We start from the raw sequence: 15,484 nt of genomic DNA, 5'->3' as shown, positions 1-15,484 counted from the left end.
CGGCCTCCTTAAGATTTCTGGAACATGGCGAGCATGCGCCGGGTTACGAGGAAGCCGCCGAAGATGTTGATTCCGGCCATGAAGACTGACAGCGCCGCCAGCAGAATGACCAGGAACGACCCCGATCCGATCTGCATCAAGGCTCCAACGATAATGATCGAAGAGATCGCGTTGGTGATCGCCATCAGTGGTGTGTGCAAGCTATGGCTGACATTCCAGATCACCTGGAAGCCCACAAAGATCGCCAGCACAAAGACGATGAAATGCTGCATGAAGCTGGCCGGAGCGATCAACCCCACCAGCAACATCAACGCACCGCCGACGCCCAGCAACGTGAACTGTTGCTTGGTCTGCGCTTTGAAGGCCGCGATTTCCTGCGCCCTTTTCTCTTCCGGTGTCAGTTCCTTGACCTCGGCCTTAGGCTGTGCCGCAATCGCCTGCACCTTGGGCGGAGGTGGCGGGAAGGTGATCTCGCCCTCATGGGTCACGGTCGCGCCACGGATCACGTCATCTTCCATGTCGTGATTGACCTTGCCGTCCTTCTCGGGTGTCAGGTCAGCCATCATGTGACGGATATTGGTCGCGTACAGAGACGATGACTGCGCCGCCATCCGGCTGGGGAAGTCGGTATAGCCGATAATGGTCACGCCATTGTCGGTCACGATCTTCTCATCCGGCACCGTCAGTTTACAGTTACCGCCCTTTTCCGCTGCAAGGTCAACGATGACCGAACCCGGCTTCATGCTTTCGACCATATCTTTGGTCCAAAGCTCAGGTGCCTCACGGTTGGGGATCAGCGCCGTGGTGATGACGATGTCCATCTCGGGTGCCAGTTCCCGGAACTTGGCAAGCTGGGCGTTGCGGAATTCTTCCGACTGGACCGATGCGTAGCCACCAGTCGATGCACCGTCCTGCTGTTCTTCCTCAAAATCCAGATAGACGAACTCAGCCCCCATGGATTCGACCTGCTCGGCCACTTCGGGGCGCACGTCGAACGCATAGGTGATCGCACCCAGCGAGGTCGAGGTCCCAATCGCGGCCAGTCCGGCCACACCGGCACCGACGATCAGCACCTTGGCAGGTGGCACCTTACCAGCCGCCGTCACCTGACCTGTGAAGAAACGGCCAAAGTTGTTGCCTGCCTCGATCACAGCACGGTACCCGGCGATATTGGCCATCGAAGACAGCGCGTCCATCTTCTGCGCGCGCGAGATACGCGGGACCATCTCCATCGCGATCACGGTCGCGCCCTTGGATTTGGCGGCCTCCATCCCGTCTTCATTCCCAGCCGGATTAAAGAATGAAATCAGGGTCTTGTTCTTGGTCAGACGCTTCAGCTCGGTGGCATCGGGCTGACGCACCTTGGCAATGATATCCGCAGCCTTCCAAAGCGAGGCAGCGGTCTTCATGACCTCAACGCCTGCGGCTTCATAAGCGGCGTCCGAAAACCCCGCAGCAGCGCCTGCGCCCTTTTCGATCAGGCACTCATAGCCCAGTTTCTGCAACTGCACAGCCGAGTCCGGAGTCATCGCGACCCGGTTCTCGCCCTTGTACGTTTCCTTTGGCGTCCCAATTTTCACCAGTCGGTTCCCCCTAATTTTTGATTCAGGCCAGGTGGGTGTTCAGCATAGAATGACAAGCAGACATGTATCCTGCGCAAGATTATTTCGCAAGCGCAGCAATTATGACGCTGTGTCATGATGACCACACCCTTATATCCATCGTCTGGTCTTGCGTTCATACCGGGCGAAATCGGCGCGGAATGTGCGGCGCAGACGGTCTTCCTCGGGTATGATAAAGCGGCGTTCCAGCACCCAGACAAAAACCGGGATCAGCACCAGCGACAACACCGCGTCAAAACGCAGGATCAGCCCGGTCAGGATCAACACATCACCCACATAGATTGGATTGCGGCAGCGCTTATAAATCCCGGTCTGCACCATGGTCGAGGGTGTTTCGTGCGGAAAGACCGTGGTTTTGTGCCGGCGGAACTCGATTACCGCCATCACGGCCAGAATGATACCGCCACCGATTAGTATGCCGCTGAGCAGATCTGTCACCGCCCCATCCAGAGACAACCCCAGCGGCAACACGCGGGCCTGGACCCAGGCGAGCAAGGCAAAGCCCACAAGCCAAACAGGTGGTATGTCGATCAGGCGCATGGCTGTCCCTTCACGCGGCGACACATGGTGGCAGATGTCGCTTCTGATCGCTCTCCTATCGTTTTCTGACCGCATTGGCAAAAGCGCAGGGTGTCGCATCGACCCAGGGCGCTGGACAACCCGCACCAATAGACAGACACAACGGTATCAGATAGCCAGTTACAACCTGACTGTTTCAGAAAGACAAAGCCTCGCCATGACCGATTTCGCCAAAACCAAATCCATGTTTCACCTGCCCGAGGGTGTTCTTTATCTCGACGGTAACTCTCTGGGCCCGTTGCCGAAATCAGCCGGTGACCGTGTCGGAAGCATGATGAAGGACGAATGGGGTCAGTTGCTGATCACCGGCTGGAACAAAGCCGGGTGGATGGGTATGCCGACCGGCCTGGGGGATCGGATCGGACGGCTGATCGGGGCCGAACCCGGCAGCGTTGTGGTGGGCGATACTCTGTCGATCAAGGTGTATCAGGCGGTCGCCTCAGCGCTGGAGCTGAACCCGACCCGCAAGGTGGTCTTGTCGGACAATGGCAACTTTCCTTCTGATCTTTACATGGCAGACGGGTTGCTGCGATCGCTGGGGCCGGATTACGAACTGCGCGTGGTCGATCCCGAAAACGTCGCTGCACATATCACCGAAGAGGTCGCCGTTCTAATGCTGACCGAGGTCGACTACCGCTCGGGCCGTATGCACGACATGAAGGCATTGACCGAACTGGCGCATGCCAAAGGTGTCGTGACCGTCTGGGACCTTGCCCATTCTGCGGGGGCAATCCCGGTCGATCTGTCCGGTTGCAACGCGGATTTCGCCGTTGGCTGCACGTATAAGTACCTCAATGGCGGTCCAGGCGCGCCCGCGTTCGTCTATGTCGCTCCGCGCCTGTCGAATCGCGTTCGCCCGGCACTTTCGGGCTGGTTGGGGCATGAAGCCCCCTTTGCCTTCGATCTCGACTATCGTCCCGGCGCAGGGATTGAGCGGATGCGGGTCGGCACACCTCCGGTCATCCAGATGGCGGCTTTGTCAGCGGCGATGGATATCTGGGATATGGCTGACATGGTGGATGTGCGCGACAAGTCCATCGAATTGACCGAATTGTTCATCGCGCGCGTCGAATCCACCTGCCCCGGATTGACTCTGGCCAGCCCCCGCAATCCCGCCCAGCGCGGCAGTCAGGTCTCGTTTCACTTCGAGGAAGGGTATGCCGCCATGCAGGCCCTGATCGCGCGTGGCGTAATCGGTGATTTCCGAGCCCCCGATATCATGCGCTTTGGCTTCACGCCTCTATATGTCGATGAAGGTGATGTAGAACAGGCCGCCGAAATTCTGGCTGATATCATCACCAACAAATTGTGGGACAAGCCGGAATACAAGATCCGACAGCGCGTTACCTGATTTCAAGCGCCGCACCCAAAAGCGTGGCCAATTGCGAAACGCCCTGCTCAAACTCTTCAGCGCTGGAGGCCGTCATTTTGATGCCCTTCAGCGATGTGGTGATTGTCTTCGCGGCCTCATCCGGGCCGACAGGCAAATGCGCGCGACCCGCCGCATCCTCGCGCCGCAACCAATCCGCATAAAGACGAGTCAGTTTGGCCTCACCCTCCTGAACGATGTCCGTCGACATGGATTTGGTCGCGTCCAGCATTTCAAGCCCATGGGGTGATGCCAAGATTTCGGCCATCCCGCTGGATTGCGCCTCGATCGCCTGCGCGAGGATCTCAGGCAAAGCGCCTTCGTTGGCCAGTGCTTCAGCGACCAGGGTGACTTTCTCGCCATAATAGAACTGCGTCAGTTCGCGAACGATGGCCTCTTTATTCTTGAAATGAAGATAGACCGCAGGTCGGGACATCCCCGCCCCTTTGGCAATGTCATCCATCGAAGTTTTCCGAAACCCATAGGTCGCAAAGGCCTGAAAAGCCGATTTCAGAATGGCCGCAGTCTTGGAATCTTCACTAACACTCGTCATGAAGCACCTTTGACACTTCTTGTTTATTTTGTCAATTGACAAGCTGACACTTTCCATTAAATATGTCAGAAACCAACCAAAGCTAAGAGAGGTGCGCCATGGCGACGGCCCTAAAGATCAACGGAAAGACCCATCAGGTTGATCTGCCTGATGATGTACCCCTTCTGTGGGTGTTGCGAGATGAGGTTGGACTGACCGGCACCAAGTTCGGTTGCGGCGTGGCCGCCTGTGGCGCCTGCACCGTTCATATCGATGGCGAAGCCGTGCGGTCCTGTCAGGTGGCGCTTTCGGATGTTTGGGGCGATGTGACCACAATCGAGGGGCTTGGCACGCCAGACGCCATGGCCACGATCCAGAAGGCCTGGGTTGATCACCAGGTGGCCCAATGCGGCTATTGCCAGTCGGGCCAGATTATGCAGGCCGCAGCCCTTCTAGCCGAAAACCCGGCCCCAACGGATGCTGATATCGACGACGCCATGCAGGGCAACCTGTGCCGCTGCGGCACCTATCCTCGCATCCGCGCCGCCATCCACGACGCCGCATCCAAGCTGAAGGAGGCTTGAGCCATGGGACGTATCGGTAAAATCGTTCGCCGCACATTCCTGATCGGATCTGCCGCCATCGTAGGTGGAGTGGCCTTCGGTGCCTACTACGTCACGCGTCCAGCTGCGAACCCGCTGAAACCGCGTGACGGGGAAACCGCGCTTAGCCCCTTTGTTCTGATCGACCAGCAGGGCGTGACCCTGTTCGCCCCCCGCGCTGAAATGGGTCAGGGCGTTATGACCACCTGGGCAGCACTGATCGCCGAGGAGCTGGATGTTGAGCTGGACGAAATCCGTGTGCTGCACGGACCTGCTGCTGCCGCCTATTACAACCATGCTCTTATGGGGGAAAGCCTGCCAGGCAAGGGCTATGACATCTCGGATTTCCAGCACAATCTGGGTGAGGCACTGGGTGTTCTGGGCAAAACGTTAAGCCTGCAGGTTACCGGCGGCTCAACCTCGATGAAAGACGGGTTCGAACGGATGCGGATGGCCGGCGCTACTGCGCGAGAAACCTTGAAGCAGGCTGCCGCGGACCAACTGGGGGTCGATCGCGATCAACTCATGACCGAAAATGGTGCTGTGGTTGCCCCGGATGGCACGCGCATTCCCTATAGCGAATTGGCCGAGGCCGCAGGCCAGATCGAACCGCCCGAAGTCACTCTGCGCGATCCGTCCGAATGGCGTTTGATCGGCAAATCCCTGCCCCGCGTCGACATTCCGGGCAAATCCACCGGCACCGCCACCTTTGGCATCGACGTGCGCCCCGAGGGCCTGAAATTCGCCTCGGTCCGCATGAACCCCAAGCTGGGCGGGGCAATGAACGGCTTTGACGCCAGTGCTGCAGAAGCCATGCCCGGCGTTGAAAAGATCGTCGATCTGGGCACGGGCGTCGCGGTGATTGCCAACAACACTTGGCTTGCCATGCAGGCGGTCGAGGCGATTGACGTGGATTGGGGCGATGCCCCCTATCCGCCCGATACTGATGCGGTATTCGCGCAAATTGCCAAGGCGTTTGATGACGCCCCGAACTCGACCATGCGCGATGAAGGCGATGTCGAAACGCTTCCTGAAGGTGCCACCGAGATTACGGCAGAATATACCGTGCCCTATCTGGCCCACGCCACAATGGAACCGATGAACGCCACGGCGCTCTATACCAGTAACAAGCTGGACCTGTGGTGCGGCAATCAGGCCCCGACCCTGATCCAGATCCGCGCAGCCAACACCGCCGGTCTAGATACCGAAGCGGTTGAGATTCACACCACCTATCTGGGCGGCGGTTTCGGCCGCCGGGGCGAGTTGGATTTCGGCGAGATCGCCACAAAGGTCGCCATGGCCATTCCAGGCACCCCTGTGCAAACGACGTGGAGCCGCGAAGAGGATATGCGTCACGATTTCTACCGCCCCGGCGCGATGGCGCGCATGCGGGGGGCAGTGAAGGATGGCAAGGCCGTTCTGATCGACGGTAAGGTTGCTTCGCAATCCCCGACCCACCAAGCGGTCGAACGTGTGACGGGTTTCTCTGGCGGCGGCCCCGACAAGGTTCTGGTCGAAGGCTTTTTCAACCAGCCCTACGCGGTGCCGAACTACAGAATGAGTGGTCACGTTGCCGATTTGGCTGTACCGGTTGGTTTCTGGCGCTCGGTCGGCAACAGCCACAATGCCTTCTTCCACGAGACCTTCCTGGATGAAATGGCCCATGCCGCCGGGCGCGACCCGCTGGAGTTCCGGCTGGAGTTGGCAAGGTCCGAGTTCGCCCCGGCTGCGGGGTGCCTGGAGGCCGTGAAAGAGATGTCAGGCTGGACCGGCAAAACCCCCGATGGTGTCGGACGTGGCGTGGCAATGGCCTACAGCTTTGGCACCCCTGTCGCACAGGTCATCGAAGTGGTGGACGAAGACGGCACCATCCGCATCAACAAGGCCTGGATCGCCTGCGATGTCGGCTTGGCTTTGGATCCGGCGACGGTCGAGGCGCAGATGATCGGCGGCATGATCTACGGATTGTCTGCCGCCGTTCAAGAAGAGATCACCTTTGCCGATGGTGAGGTCGAACAGTATAATTTCCCGGATTATGATGCGTTAAGGATGCAAAGCACACCGATCACGGAAGTCCGGATGCTCGAGACCAACAAACATCTGGGCGGTGTCGGTGAACCGGGGACACCGCCGTCGATGCCCGCTTTGGGCAACGCGCTGTTCGACCTGACCGGCCAACGCGCGCGCAGCTTGCCGCTGAACAAGCAGTTCGACTTGCTCGTATGATCAATTTGCGCCGACCCGGCTAAGGGTCGGCGCTCGCTCTTTCTGATGGCCTTAGAAGTTGACAGAGAGAAAGATTGCAGCTTCCGTCGCTTCAAAATCACTTTCGAACATGTCGAGATATCCGATTGAAGCCTCCAGAAACACCGTCTTGCTTGTGCGTCCTCTCACACCCAAACGGGTTGACCAAACAACATCATTGTCAGTGTTTGCAACTGTTCCACCCCCTAAGTTCTCGCGTTCAAACCAATAGGTCGCGCTGAGCGATGCATAAGGTGAAATGACAGAGCTGCCATTGAAGAACGGACGACTTACTTCGACCTCGGGCGTTAGGGCACTGTATTTTGCTTCTTGGATTTCACCAATAAACTCGGCTGGATTTCCCAGATACGTCCCGGTGAGATCGTAATCCTCGGCACTGTAATTATAGTAATCAAACGAGATCGACGGACGAATTAAGTAAGCTCCAGCCTCATATTGTCCGATTGCCTCGAGATTCGCGCGCCAACGGGTGCGATCAAAATCACCGCTCAGCTCCAGCACATCCACATCCGTGGAGAAGCGACCGATCGTGGCGAGACCGTTTAGAACCCACCTCTCAGACATCCGCCAGGCGAAATAGGGTCCGATCGCGAATCCCGAAGTATCCTGAGAAAACTGCCCCTGAAAGCCGTCCAGCTGAGTGTTTTCGTATTCAAGCTGCAAACCAAGCACGAGGTTTTCTTGGACAAGACGGTCGATCCCAATTTCGAAAAAGCTGTCGTTCACATCCAGTTCGCTGTTTCCACGGGTGTCTTCAATGTCTGTGTAGGTGAAATTGGTCCATACATTCCAAACAGATTCTGGCCCAAACTCGCGCCCCTCCGTCAGCGGAGGGCCGACAACCGGATCGCACAAGGCAGGGTCAAGCTTACCCGTCGCATCCGCCACGCAGGCTTGGTCATCGCCCGATGGTCGCCCACTTACGTAGAGCGGATTAACGGGTCGACCTGTCTCGCCTATGTTGCCAATTCCACCGCCCGACCCTCCGGAACCGCCACCAGAGCCACCACCGGATCCGCCACCGGATCCACCACCAGAGCCACCACCGGATCCGCCCGAGCCGCCGCCACCGCCGAAGCCACCCCCGGAACCGCCGCCGGATCCACCCGAGCCGCCTCCGTTTCCTCCCCCGCCGCCACCATTGCCACCACCCCAACCCGGCAGCGTCCAATCTCTTTTTTGGTTTTGCGTATCGATCAGACAGTCGCGCCCATTTGGTGCCCCTCCGCGTTTGAACAGACGATGAACGCCCCCTGATCCATTAGATACGAAGGGAGACAAGCTTAGATGAACTCCAGGCCGAGATCGGCTCCAGGTATCAACGGTCGTGTTGCCCTGTGCAGCTTCCAGACGAAAAGCACCGCTTTCCGTCTGCGATAACCACAATGAGGATGAAGAGTCAGGTGTTCGCCCGATGTAAAGCAGGTCTCCGGCCGAGCTGCATTGTTGCGCATGACCTGCAGTTCCCAGGACCGCCAAAAAAAGTGCCGCAGGAACGAATTCTCTCAAACCGCGAGGGTACTTTCCTGAAAAGCTGTGCATGAACTGCTCCGAACCCAGTCAGATTTGAATATTGCCAAGGGTATCTCGGCGCAAATTCGCGGTTCAGGGAAGATATCCAATTATCTTTTTATTCGAATGTTGCCGGCAAACCTTAGAACGATCCATCGACAGATTAGCGTGACTAAGCAGACTGCCGGATCGCCCCGACCGTTTTCGCGTTTTTCCAATCGTATACGGCGCGACCAAATTCCTTGAACAATGGCCGCGAGACCGGGTCATTCGCCGCGTCCCATTCAGGGTGCCATTGGACCGAAAGGGTAAAGCCTGGGGCATCCTCGACATAGATCGCCTCAGGCGTGCCATCAGGCGCGTGGCCATCGATCACCACATTCTCGCCCAGCGTCTTGATCCCTTGTCCGTGTAACGTATTGGTCATAACTTCGGCCGCGCCCAGCAGGCGGTGGAACACACCACCTTCGGTTAGCGACACGACATGGCGCAGAGCAAACTTCTCCTCCAAAGTGCCGTCGGGTGGCATCCGGTGGTTCTGACGCCCCGGGAGGTCACGAATCTCAGGGTAGAGCGTACCACCCAAGGCGACGTTTACTTCTTGAAACCCGCGACAAATTCCAAAGAACGGCTGACCCCGCTCAGCACAAGCCCGGATTAAAGGCAGCGTGATTGCATCCCGCGCGCGGTCAAACTCACCATGCGCCTCGGTCGCGGGCTCGCCATATTCTTCGGGGTGAACGTTCGGACGGCCGCCGGTCAGCAGGAAGCCGTCGCAAACCTCGAGCAACTCATCAACCGCTACATAACGCGGGTCGGCGGGGATCAGTAGCGGCAGACAGTCAGACACGTTCGAGACCGCCTCGGAATTCATCGTTCCGCCCGCATGGGTCGGATACTGATCATTCATCAGATAAGAGTTGCCGATTATTCCAACGACGGGGCGCGCCATTCCAAGTCCCTTGTATCGCTCATTTCCTGCAAAACCTATCGGCAGGTTTGGCCGCGCGCAACGGCACAGACCCTGCATGGTAGCGCAAGCGCGTGTTCAGCGACGCACATCCCCGATGAAGTTCGGCGTAGGGGTCAGATCTCGCCCGTCAACCCAGCGGCTTCGATACCTGCCAACGCGGCCGCTGCGTCATTATCCGAAGTGTCGCCGGTTACACCCACGGCACCGATCACCGCGCCCTTGCGGTCACGCAGCAGCACACCGCCAGGAACCGGAACAACCTGACCGCCATAAACCCCGTTCACGGCCGCCATGAAATAGGCCTGCCCTTCGGCCCGCTGCATCTGCGCGGTCCCCGCCATACCCAGCATTACCGATCCGTAGGCCTTACCATGTGCGATAGCAAAACGCCCCGGCGCGGCACCGTCTTCGCGTTCGAACGCGATCACGTGGCCTCCGGCGTCCAGGACAACAACCGAGAGCGGTTTCAGCTCCATCTCGCGCCCTTTTTCCAGAGCTTTACGAATGATGGTCCGCGCTTTGCGCAATGAAATGTTCATGCCCGATCCTTTTCATCTGGCCAAAAATACCTTCGGGGGAGCACGAGGGGGCAGACAGCCCCCTCGTTCCTGCCCTTGCCCCTAGCTCAAACTTGCCTTCAGTTCCAGGCGACGGGCGTGCAGCACAGGCTCGGTATAACCCGAGGGCTGCACCCGCCCCCGGAACACCAGATCACAAGCCGCCTGAAACGCCACCCCGTCAAAACCCGGTGCCATGGGCCTGTAGGCCGGATCGCCTTCGTTCTGACGGTCCACTACCGCGGCCATTTTCTGCATCGCCGCCATCACCTGTTCCTGACTGACCACATCGTGGTGCAACCAGTTGGCCAGCGCCTGCGAAGAAATCCGGCAGGTCGCGCGGTCCTCCATCAGACCTATGTCGTTGATATCCGGAACTTTCGAACAGCCAACTCCCTGATCAATCCAGCGCACAACATAGCCCAAGATTCCTTGTGCGTTGTTTTCGATCTCACGGGTGATCTCACCAGCGCTGAGATTACGACCGCCAAGCAGAGGTATGGTCAGCAGATCATTCAACGTACCACGAGCCCCATCAGCAGCCAATTCATCCTGGCGCGCCAACACATCGATCTTGTGATAGTGGGTTGCATGAAGCGTTGCCGCAGTAGGTGACGGCACCCAGGCGCAGGTTGCACCGGATTGCGGGTGGCCGATCTTGGTCGCCAGCATGTCCGCCATCCGATCGGGCATGGCCCACATACCCTTGCCAATTTGCGCTCTGCCTTTCAGGCCGCAGACCAGTCCGATATCCACATTGCGATCCTCGTAAGACGCAATCCATGGCGTATCCTTGATATCGCCCTTCGGCAGCATCGGGCCTGCTTCCATAGAAGTATGAATCTCATCCCCCGTCCGATCCAGGAATCCGGTATTGATAAAGGCCACGCGCGATTTTGCGGCCCGGATGCATTCCTTGAGGTTGGCCGATGTGCGCCGCTCTTCATCCATAATGCCCAGCTTCACCGTATTGCGCGGCAGGCCCAGGATATCCTCGACCATGTCGAAAATCTCGACCGAAAACGCCACCTCCTCGGGCCCGTGCATCTTGGGTTTGACCACATAGACAGACCCCTTGACCGAGTTCCCGCCCTCGCGCTTCAGGTCATGCATGGCGATCAGCGTTGTGCAGAGCGCGTCCATCAAACCTTCACCAATCTCGCGCCCTTCGGCATCCAGCACTGCGGGGTTCGTCATTAGATGGCCCACATTTCGCACCAGCATCAGCGACCGACCTTTCAGAGTGGCTGGCGTGCCATTCGGAGCCATGTAGGCCAAATCCCCGGCAAGCTTGCGCGTGAAGGTTGTGCCGCCTTTCGTAACCTCTTCGGTCAGGTTGCCGGCCATCAAGCCAAGCCAGTTTCCATAGGCCAACACCTTGTCGGTCGCGTCGACACAAGCAACAGAATCCTCGCAATCCATGATGGTCGAAAGCGCGGATTCCAAACGGACATCAGAAATACCTGCAGGATCGGTGGCGCCAATTGTGCTATGCGCATCAATCCTGACTTGAATGTGCAACCCGTTGTTGCTTAGCAATACAAACTCCGGTGCTTCAGCTGCGCCAGCGTAGCCTGCGAACTGAGACGGGTCGGCGAGCTTCGGCATCAGCGCACCGTCCTTAACGCTTAACCCGGAGACCTCCGCCCAGGACCCTTCGGATAGCGGCACAGCCTCATCCAGGAACGCCTTCGCCCAGGCGATGACCCGCGCACCGCGCCCGGCGTCATAAGCCTTGCCTGTCGGCAGATCGCCTAACGCATCTGTTCCATAAAGCGCATCATATAAACTGCCCCAGCGCGCATTTGCGGCATTCAACGCAAAGCGCGCGTTGGTGATCGGCACAACCAATTGCGGTCCGGGGATTAGCGCGATTTCAGGGTCGACACTGGCTGTCTCGATCTCGAAATCGTCGCCTTCCTCTACCAGATACCCAATCTCACGCAGAAAAGACTGATATTCAGCCGCGTCAATAGGCAACCCCCGCCGCGCCGCGTGCCAGCCATCGATCCGGCCCTGAATGTCAGCCCGCTTGTCCAGCAGCGCCCGGTTTTTCGGCCCAAGTTCATTGGCCAAGCGCGCCAGACCCGCCCAGAAATCAATTGCCGAAACTTTCGTGCCCGGCAGCGCCTTCTGTTCGATGAAATCCACCAGAACCGGGTCAATCTGCAGCCCGTTGCGGGTCTCTCTGCTGCTCATATTCCGAATCCCCTACGATTGTGTGCCATTGTATGCGCTCCTCAATTAGGGCGTTCGTTTCCGATAGGCAACTTCTGTCCCGACATGAGGGGCATTTGACCCAGCGCGAACCGTCTCAAATGAACAGCGGCAATGGCACATCGGTTGCAGCGTCCGCGCGAAGCCCATAACGTCTCGCCAGATTCCCAGTCGATGAGGCCCCCGATGCGCGACGCCGCCCCCACAACGATTTATCTGAAAGACTACACTCCGTTCGGGTTTCTAGTGGACAGTGTGCATCTGACCTTCGATCTGGCCGCACACGCCACTCGCGTCACTTCCCGCATCGCCTTCCGCCCGAACCCCGAGGCGACCGACCGCACGTTTTTTCTGCATGGCGAAGAGCTAAAGCTGATCCGTGCCGCAATTGATGGCGACGTGATCGCGCCTGAGGTGACCACCGAAGGCCTCACCGCAACGGTTCCAGACGCGCCTTTCGTGTGGGAGGCCGTGGTCGAGATCGATCCCGGCAACAACACCGCGCTTGAGGGGCTGTATATGTCGAACGGCATGTATTGCACCCAATGCGAGGCCGAAGGGTTTCGCAAGATTACCTATTATCCCGACCGCCCCGATGTGATGAGTGTATTCACCGTACGCATTGTATCCGACACACCGGCGGTTATGCTGTCCAATGGCAACCCGGTCATTTCTGATTGGAACAGCGCGGAATGGCACGATCCTTGGCCAAAACCAGCCTATCTCTTTGCACTCGTTGCTGGAAATCTGGTGGCCACGTCAGACAACTTCACCACCAAATCCGGTCGCGACGTCGAACTAAATCTCTGGGTCCGCCCCGGCGATGAAGGCAAATGCGCCTTTGGCATGGAAGCCCTTAAAAAGTCAATGAAATGGGATGAGGACGTCTATGGCCGCGAATACGATCTGGACGTGTTCAACATTGTGGCCGTGGACGATTTCAACATGGGCGCTATGGAGAACAAGGGGCTGAACATCTTCAACTCCTCCGCCGTTCTAGCCAGCCCTGAAACCTCGACCGATATGAATTTCGAACGGATCGAGGCGATCATCGCACATGAGTACTTCCACAACTGGACCGGCAACCGCATCACTTGCCGTGACTGGTTCCAGCTGTGCCTGAAAGAGGGGCTGACCGTGTTCCGCGACGCGCAGTTCACTTCGGATATGCGCTCGGCCCCTGTAAAACGTATCCACGATGCCATCGACCTGCGCGCGCGGCAATTCCCCGAAGATAACGGGCCACTCTCGCACCCGGTCCGCCCCGAAAGCTTTCAGGAAATCAACAACTTCTACACCTCAACCGTCTATGAAAAAGGCGCCGAGGTGATCGGGATGCTGAAACGGCTGGTCGGGGATGAGGCCTACAGCAAAGCACTGGACCTGTACTTCGATCGCCACGACGGGCAGGCCTGCACGATCGAAGATTGGCTGAAAGTATTCGAAGACACTACGGGCCGCGACCTGACCCAGTTCAAACGTTGGTACAGCCAATCCGGTACCCCTCGTGTCTCAGTTGCCGAAGACTGGACCGATGGCACCTATACCCTGACGCTGCGCCAGCGGACCGAGCCGACGCCGGGGCAAGAAGACAAGCAACCTCAGGTCATCCCTATCGCTGTGGGTCTGCTTGGTCCGAACGGGGACGAGATACGTACGACCGAAGTGCTGGAACTGACCGAAGCCGAGCAGAGTTTTACCTTTACCGGTCTCGCGGTCAAACCTGTGCCCTCGGTCTTGCGTGATTTCTCGGCCCCTGTGATCCTCGAACATGAGATCAGCAATGCCGAACGCGCCTTCCTTCTGGCTCATGACACCGACCCGTTCAACCGCTGGCAGGCAGGGCGATCGCTAGCCGAGGACACCCTGCTGCGCATGATCACCGATGAGGCAACGCCTGATACCGACTATCTTGACGGCTTGCTGGCAGTGCTAAGGAATGAGGCGCTGGACCCGGCCTACCGGGCACTGATGCTGGGTCTGCCGACGCAATCGGAACTGGCCGCAACACTATTTGACAAGGGCATCACCCCCGACCCGATGGCGATCTGGCGAGCGGTGGAGACTTTGCGTCAAGCCACGGCGCAACACGTCCAAGACCTGCTCCCTCGTCTGAACAGTGAAACGCTGGTGGACGCGCCTTATCAGCCGGACGCTGAACAATCAGGCAAACGCGCCTTGGGCAGCGCGGCGCTTGCGCTGACCTCGAGACTGGATGGAGGTGCCAAGGCCGCAGAGCAATATGCACATGCTGACAACATGACCCTGCAGTTGGCCGCGTTGTCTTGTCTGCTACGCGCGGGCAAAGGCGAACGTGAGCTGGCCGCCTTCTATGATCAATGGCAGCATGACCGGCTGGTCATGGACAAGTGGTTCGCCATGCAGGTCTTGATGACCGGACCGGAAAAATCGGTTGAGACCGCGCACAGATTGACCGAGCATGCTGATTTCAATTGGAAAAACCCAAATCGTTTCCGCGCCTTGATGGGATCTCTGGCAGGCAACCACGCAGGCTTCCACCAAGCGAACGGAGCAGGTTACGCGCTGCTGGCAGACTGGTTGATCCGACTTGATCCAGTAAACCCGCAGACCACCGCCAGGATGTGCAGCGTGTTCCAAACTTGGAAACGCTATGACGCCGACCGTCAGGCCTTAATACTTGCACAACTGAATCGCATTGCCGACACGCCGAACCTGTCCCGGGACACGACCGAAATGGTCACGCGCATATTGGGCGCATGACCGCGTTTACGTTCACTCGACAGAACCGAAATCAGCGAACGGTTCTGATCCTGATCGGCGTTTACGCGATGTTGATCGCTTTGATGATCCTGCTGAACGCGGTCTGGTGGCTGATGGCGCTTCTGGCCCTGACTACCCTGCCCGCGCTGTGGGATGTTATCAAGGACACCAGCGCAGGTATGGAGCTGACCGATGAAACCCTGCGTTGGCACACCGGCCAACGTCAGGGACAACTCAAGCTGTCCGAGGTGGATCGATTCCGGTTTGACACGCGGTGGGATTTCTCGGTGCGCGTCTCAGCGGTTCTGAAATCCGACAAACGCGTGCGTTTACCCGATGAATCACTGCCACCACACAAGCAATTCGAAATGGTCCTGAATCAGGCGGGATTCGCGGTCGAACGACATCATTTTAGAGTTTTCTGAAACGATTCATGGAGTTTGGGCCACATTGGCACCTGAATCGCGGGTTCTCCGCGACGTAGTCTTGATTTGGGCAGATTTTTTGGCAAACT

The 15,484-nt window shown here is 58.1% G+C and carries 12 protein-coding genes; 5 read left to right on the top strand and 7 right to left on the bottom strand.

Annotated features, from left to right (window positions below):
- Positions 1-8 precede the first annotated feature (8 nt).
- The gene (locus ACRZ96_RS18850; RefSeq protein WP_170424155.1) at positions 9-1,580 is read right to left on the bottom strand and encodes a Re/Si-specific NAD(P)(+) transhydrogenase subunit alpha; all 1,572 of its coding nucleotides are present in this window, start codon (positions 1,578-1,580) and stop codon (positions 9-11) included.
- Positions 1,581-1,712: 132 nt separating this feature from the next.
- Positions 1,713-2,162: a methyltransferase family protein gene (locus ACRZ96_RS18845; protein WP_480705472.1), complete on the bottom strand. Its 450-nt coding sequence runs from the start codon at positions 2,160-2,162 to the stop codon at positions 1,713-1,715.
- Between the two features lie 196 nt (positions 2,163-2,358).
- Here ACRZ96_RS18845 and kynU point away from each other — a divergent pair, with 196 nt between their 5' ends.
- On the top strand, positions 2,359-3,552 hold the full coding sequence (gene kynU / locus ACRZ96_RS18840) for a kynureninase (RefSeq protein ID WP_480814932.1): 1,194 nt from the start codon (positions 2,359-2,361) through the stop codon (positions 3,550-3,552).
- Here the strand turns inward: kynU and ACRZ96_RS18835 are convergent.
- The gene (locus ACRZ96_RS18835; protein ID WP_480814931.1) at positions 3,545-4,123 is read right to left on the bottom strand and encodes a TetR/AcrR family transcriptional regulator; all 579 of its coding nucleotides are present in this window, start codon (positions 4,121-4,123) and stop codon (positions 3,545-3,547) included. The two genes, kynU and ACRZ96_RS18835, sit on opposite strands and share 8 nt — an antisense overlap.
- 98 nt (positions 4,124-4,221) lie before the next feature.
- On the opposite strand from ACRZ96_RS18835, the gene ACRZ96_RS18830 reads away from it, so the two are divergent.
- The gene (locus tag ACRZ96_RS18830; RefSeq protein ID WP_170585975.1) at positions 4,222-4,686 is read left to right on the top strand and encodes a (2Fe-2S)-binding protein; all 465 of its coding nucleotides are present in this window, start codon (positions 4,222-4,224) and stop codon (positions 4,684-4,686) included.
- Between the two features lie 3 nt (positions 4,687-4,689).
- A complete protein-coding gene (locus ACRZ96_RS18825) occupies positions 4,690-6,930 on the top strand; it encodes a xanthine dehydrogenase family protein molybdopterin-binding subunit (RefSeq protein ID WP_480814930.1) in 2,241 nt (746 codons plus the stop codon).
- A 51-nt stretch (positions 6,931-6,981) separates the two neighbouring features.
- On the opposite strand, the gene ACRZ96_RS18820 is transcribed toward ACRZ96_RS18825, so the two are convergent.
- From ACRZ96_RS18820 to ACRZ96_RS18805, 4 genes are all read right to left on the bottom strand, one after another.
- Entirely contained in the window at positions 6,982-8,250 is a 1,269-nt protein-coding gene (locus tag ACRZ96_RS18820) for an autotransporter outer membrane beta-barrel domain-containing protein (protein ID WP_480814929.1), read from the bottom strand.
- Positions 8,251-8,653: 403 nt separating this feature from the next.
- Positions 8,654-9,433: a gamma-glutamyl-gamma-aminobutyrate hydrolase family protein gene (locus ACRZ96_RS18815; RefSeq protein WP_170397133.1), complete on the bottom strand. Its 780-nt coding sequence runs from the start codon at positions 9,431-9,433 to the stop codon at positions 8,654-8,656.
- A 134-nt stretch (positions 9,434-9,567) separates the two neighbouring features.
- On the bottom strand, positions 9,568-9,993 hold the full coding sequence (locus tag ACRZ96_RS18810; RefSeq protein ID WP_170424166.1) for a heme-binding protein: 426 nt from the start codon (positions 9,991-9,993) through the stop codon (positions 9,568-9,570).
- A gap of 81 nt (positions 9,994-10,074) precedes the next feature.
- On the bottom strand, positions 10,075-12,210 hold the full coding sequence (locus tag ACRZ96_RS18805) for a malate synthase G (RefSeq protein WP_480705480.1): 2,136 nt from the start codon (positions 12,208-12,210) through the stop codon (positions 10,075-10,077).
- 204 nt (positions 12,211-12,414) lie between these two features.
- On the opposite strand from ACRZ96_RS18805, the gene pepN reads away from it, so the two are divergent.
- Positions 12,415-14,970 (top strand): aminopeptidase N, encoded by a 2,556-nt coding sequence (gene pepN, locus ACRZ96_RS18800; RefSeq protein WP_480814928.1) that lies wholly within the window; start codon positions 12,415-12,417, stop codon positions 14,968-14,970.
- Positions 14,967-15,395, top strand: a complete 429-nt coding sequence (locus tag ACRZ96_RS18795; RefSeq protein WP_170397141.1) for a hypothetical protein — start codon at positions 14,967-14,969, stop codon at positions 15,393-15,395. The genes pepN and ACRZ96_RS18795 overlap by 4 nt, the downstream gene beginning before the upstream one ends.
- Positions 15,396-15,484 lie beyond the last annotated feature (89 nt).

The sequence above is a fragment of the Ruegeria sp. CF1 genome, assembly GCF_056537445.1.
Note: the sequence above shows the minus strand (reverse complement) of the source record. Positions and strands in the feature narration are given on the sequence as shown.

Excerpts from the sequence above, each read along its gene's own strand:
- ACRZ96_RS18835 (WP_480814931.1), bottom strand. The coding sequence starts at position 4,123 with ATGACGAGTGTTAGTGAAGATTCCAAGACTGCGGCCATTCTGAAATCG.
- ACRZ96_RS18845 (WP_480705472.1), bottom strand. The coding sequence starts at position 2,162 with ATGCGCCTGATCGACATACCACCTGTTTGGCTTGTGGGCTTTGCCTTG.
- ACRZ96_RS18805 (WP_480705480.1), bottom strand. The coding sequence starts at position 12,210 with ATGAGCAGCAGAGAGACCCGCAACGGGCTGCAGATTGACCCGGTTCTG.
- ACRZ96_RS18795 (WP_170397141.1), top strand. The coding sequence starts at position 14,967 with ATGACCGCGTTTACGTTCACTCGACAGAACCGAAATCAGCGAACGGTT.
- pepN (WP_480814928.1), top strand. The coding sequence starts at position 12,415 with ATGCGCGACGCCGCCCCCACAACGATTTATCTGAAAGACTACACTCCG.
- ACRZ96_RS18830 (WP_170585975.1), top strand. The coding sequence starts at position 4,222 with ATGGCGACGGCCCTAAAGATCAACGGAAAGACCCATCAGGTTGATCTG.
- ACRZ96_RS18825 (WP_480814930.1), top strand. The coding sequence starts at position 4,690 with ATGGGACGTATCGGTAAAATCGTTCGCCGCACATTCCTGATCGGATCT.
- kynU (WP_480814932.1), top strand. The coding sequence starts at position 2,359 with ATGACCGATTTCGCCAAAACCAAATCCATGTTTCACCTGCCCGAGGGT.
- ACRZ96_RS18815 (WP_170397133.1), bottom strand. The coding sequence starts at position 9,433 with ATGGCGCGCCCCGTCGTTGGAATAATCGGCAACTCTTATCTGATGAAT.
- ACRZ96_RS18810 (WP_170424166.1), bottom strand. The coding sequence starts at position 9,993 with ATGAACATTTCATTGCGCAAAGCGCGGACCATCATTCGTAAAGCTCTG.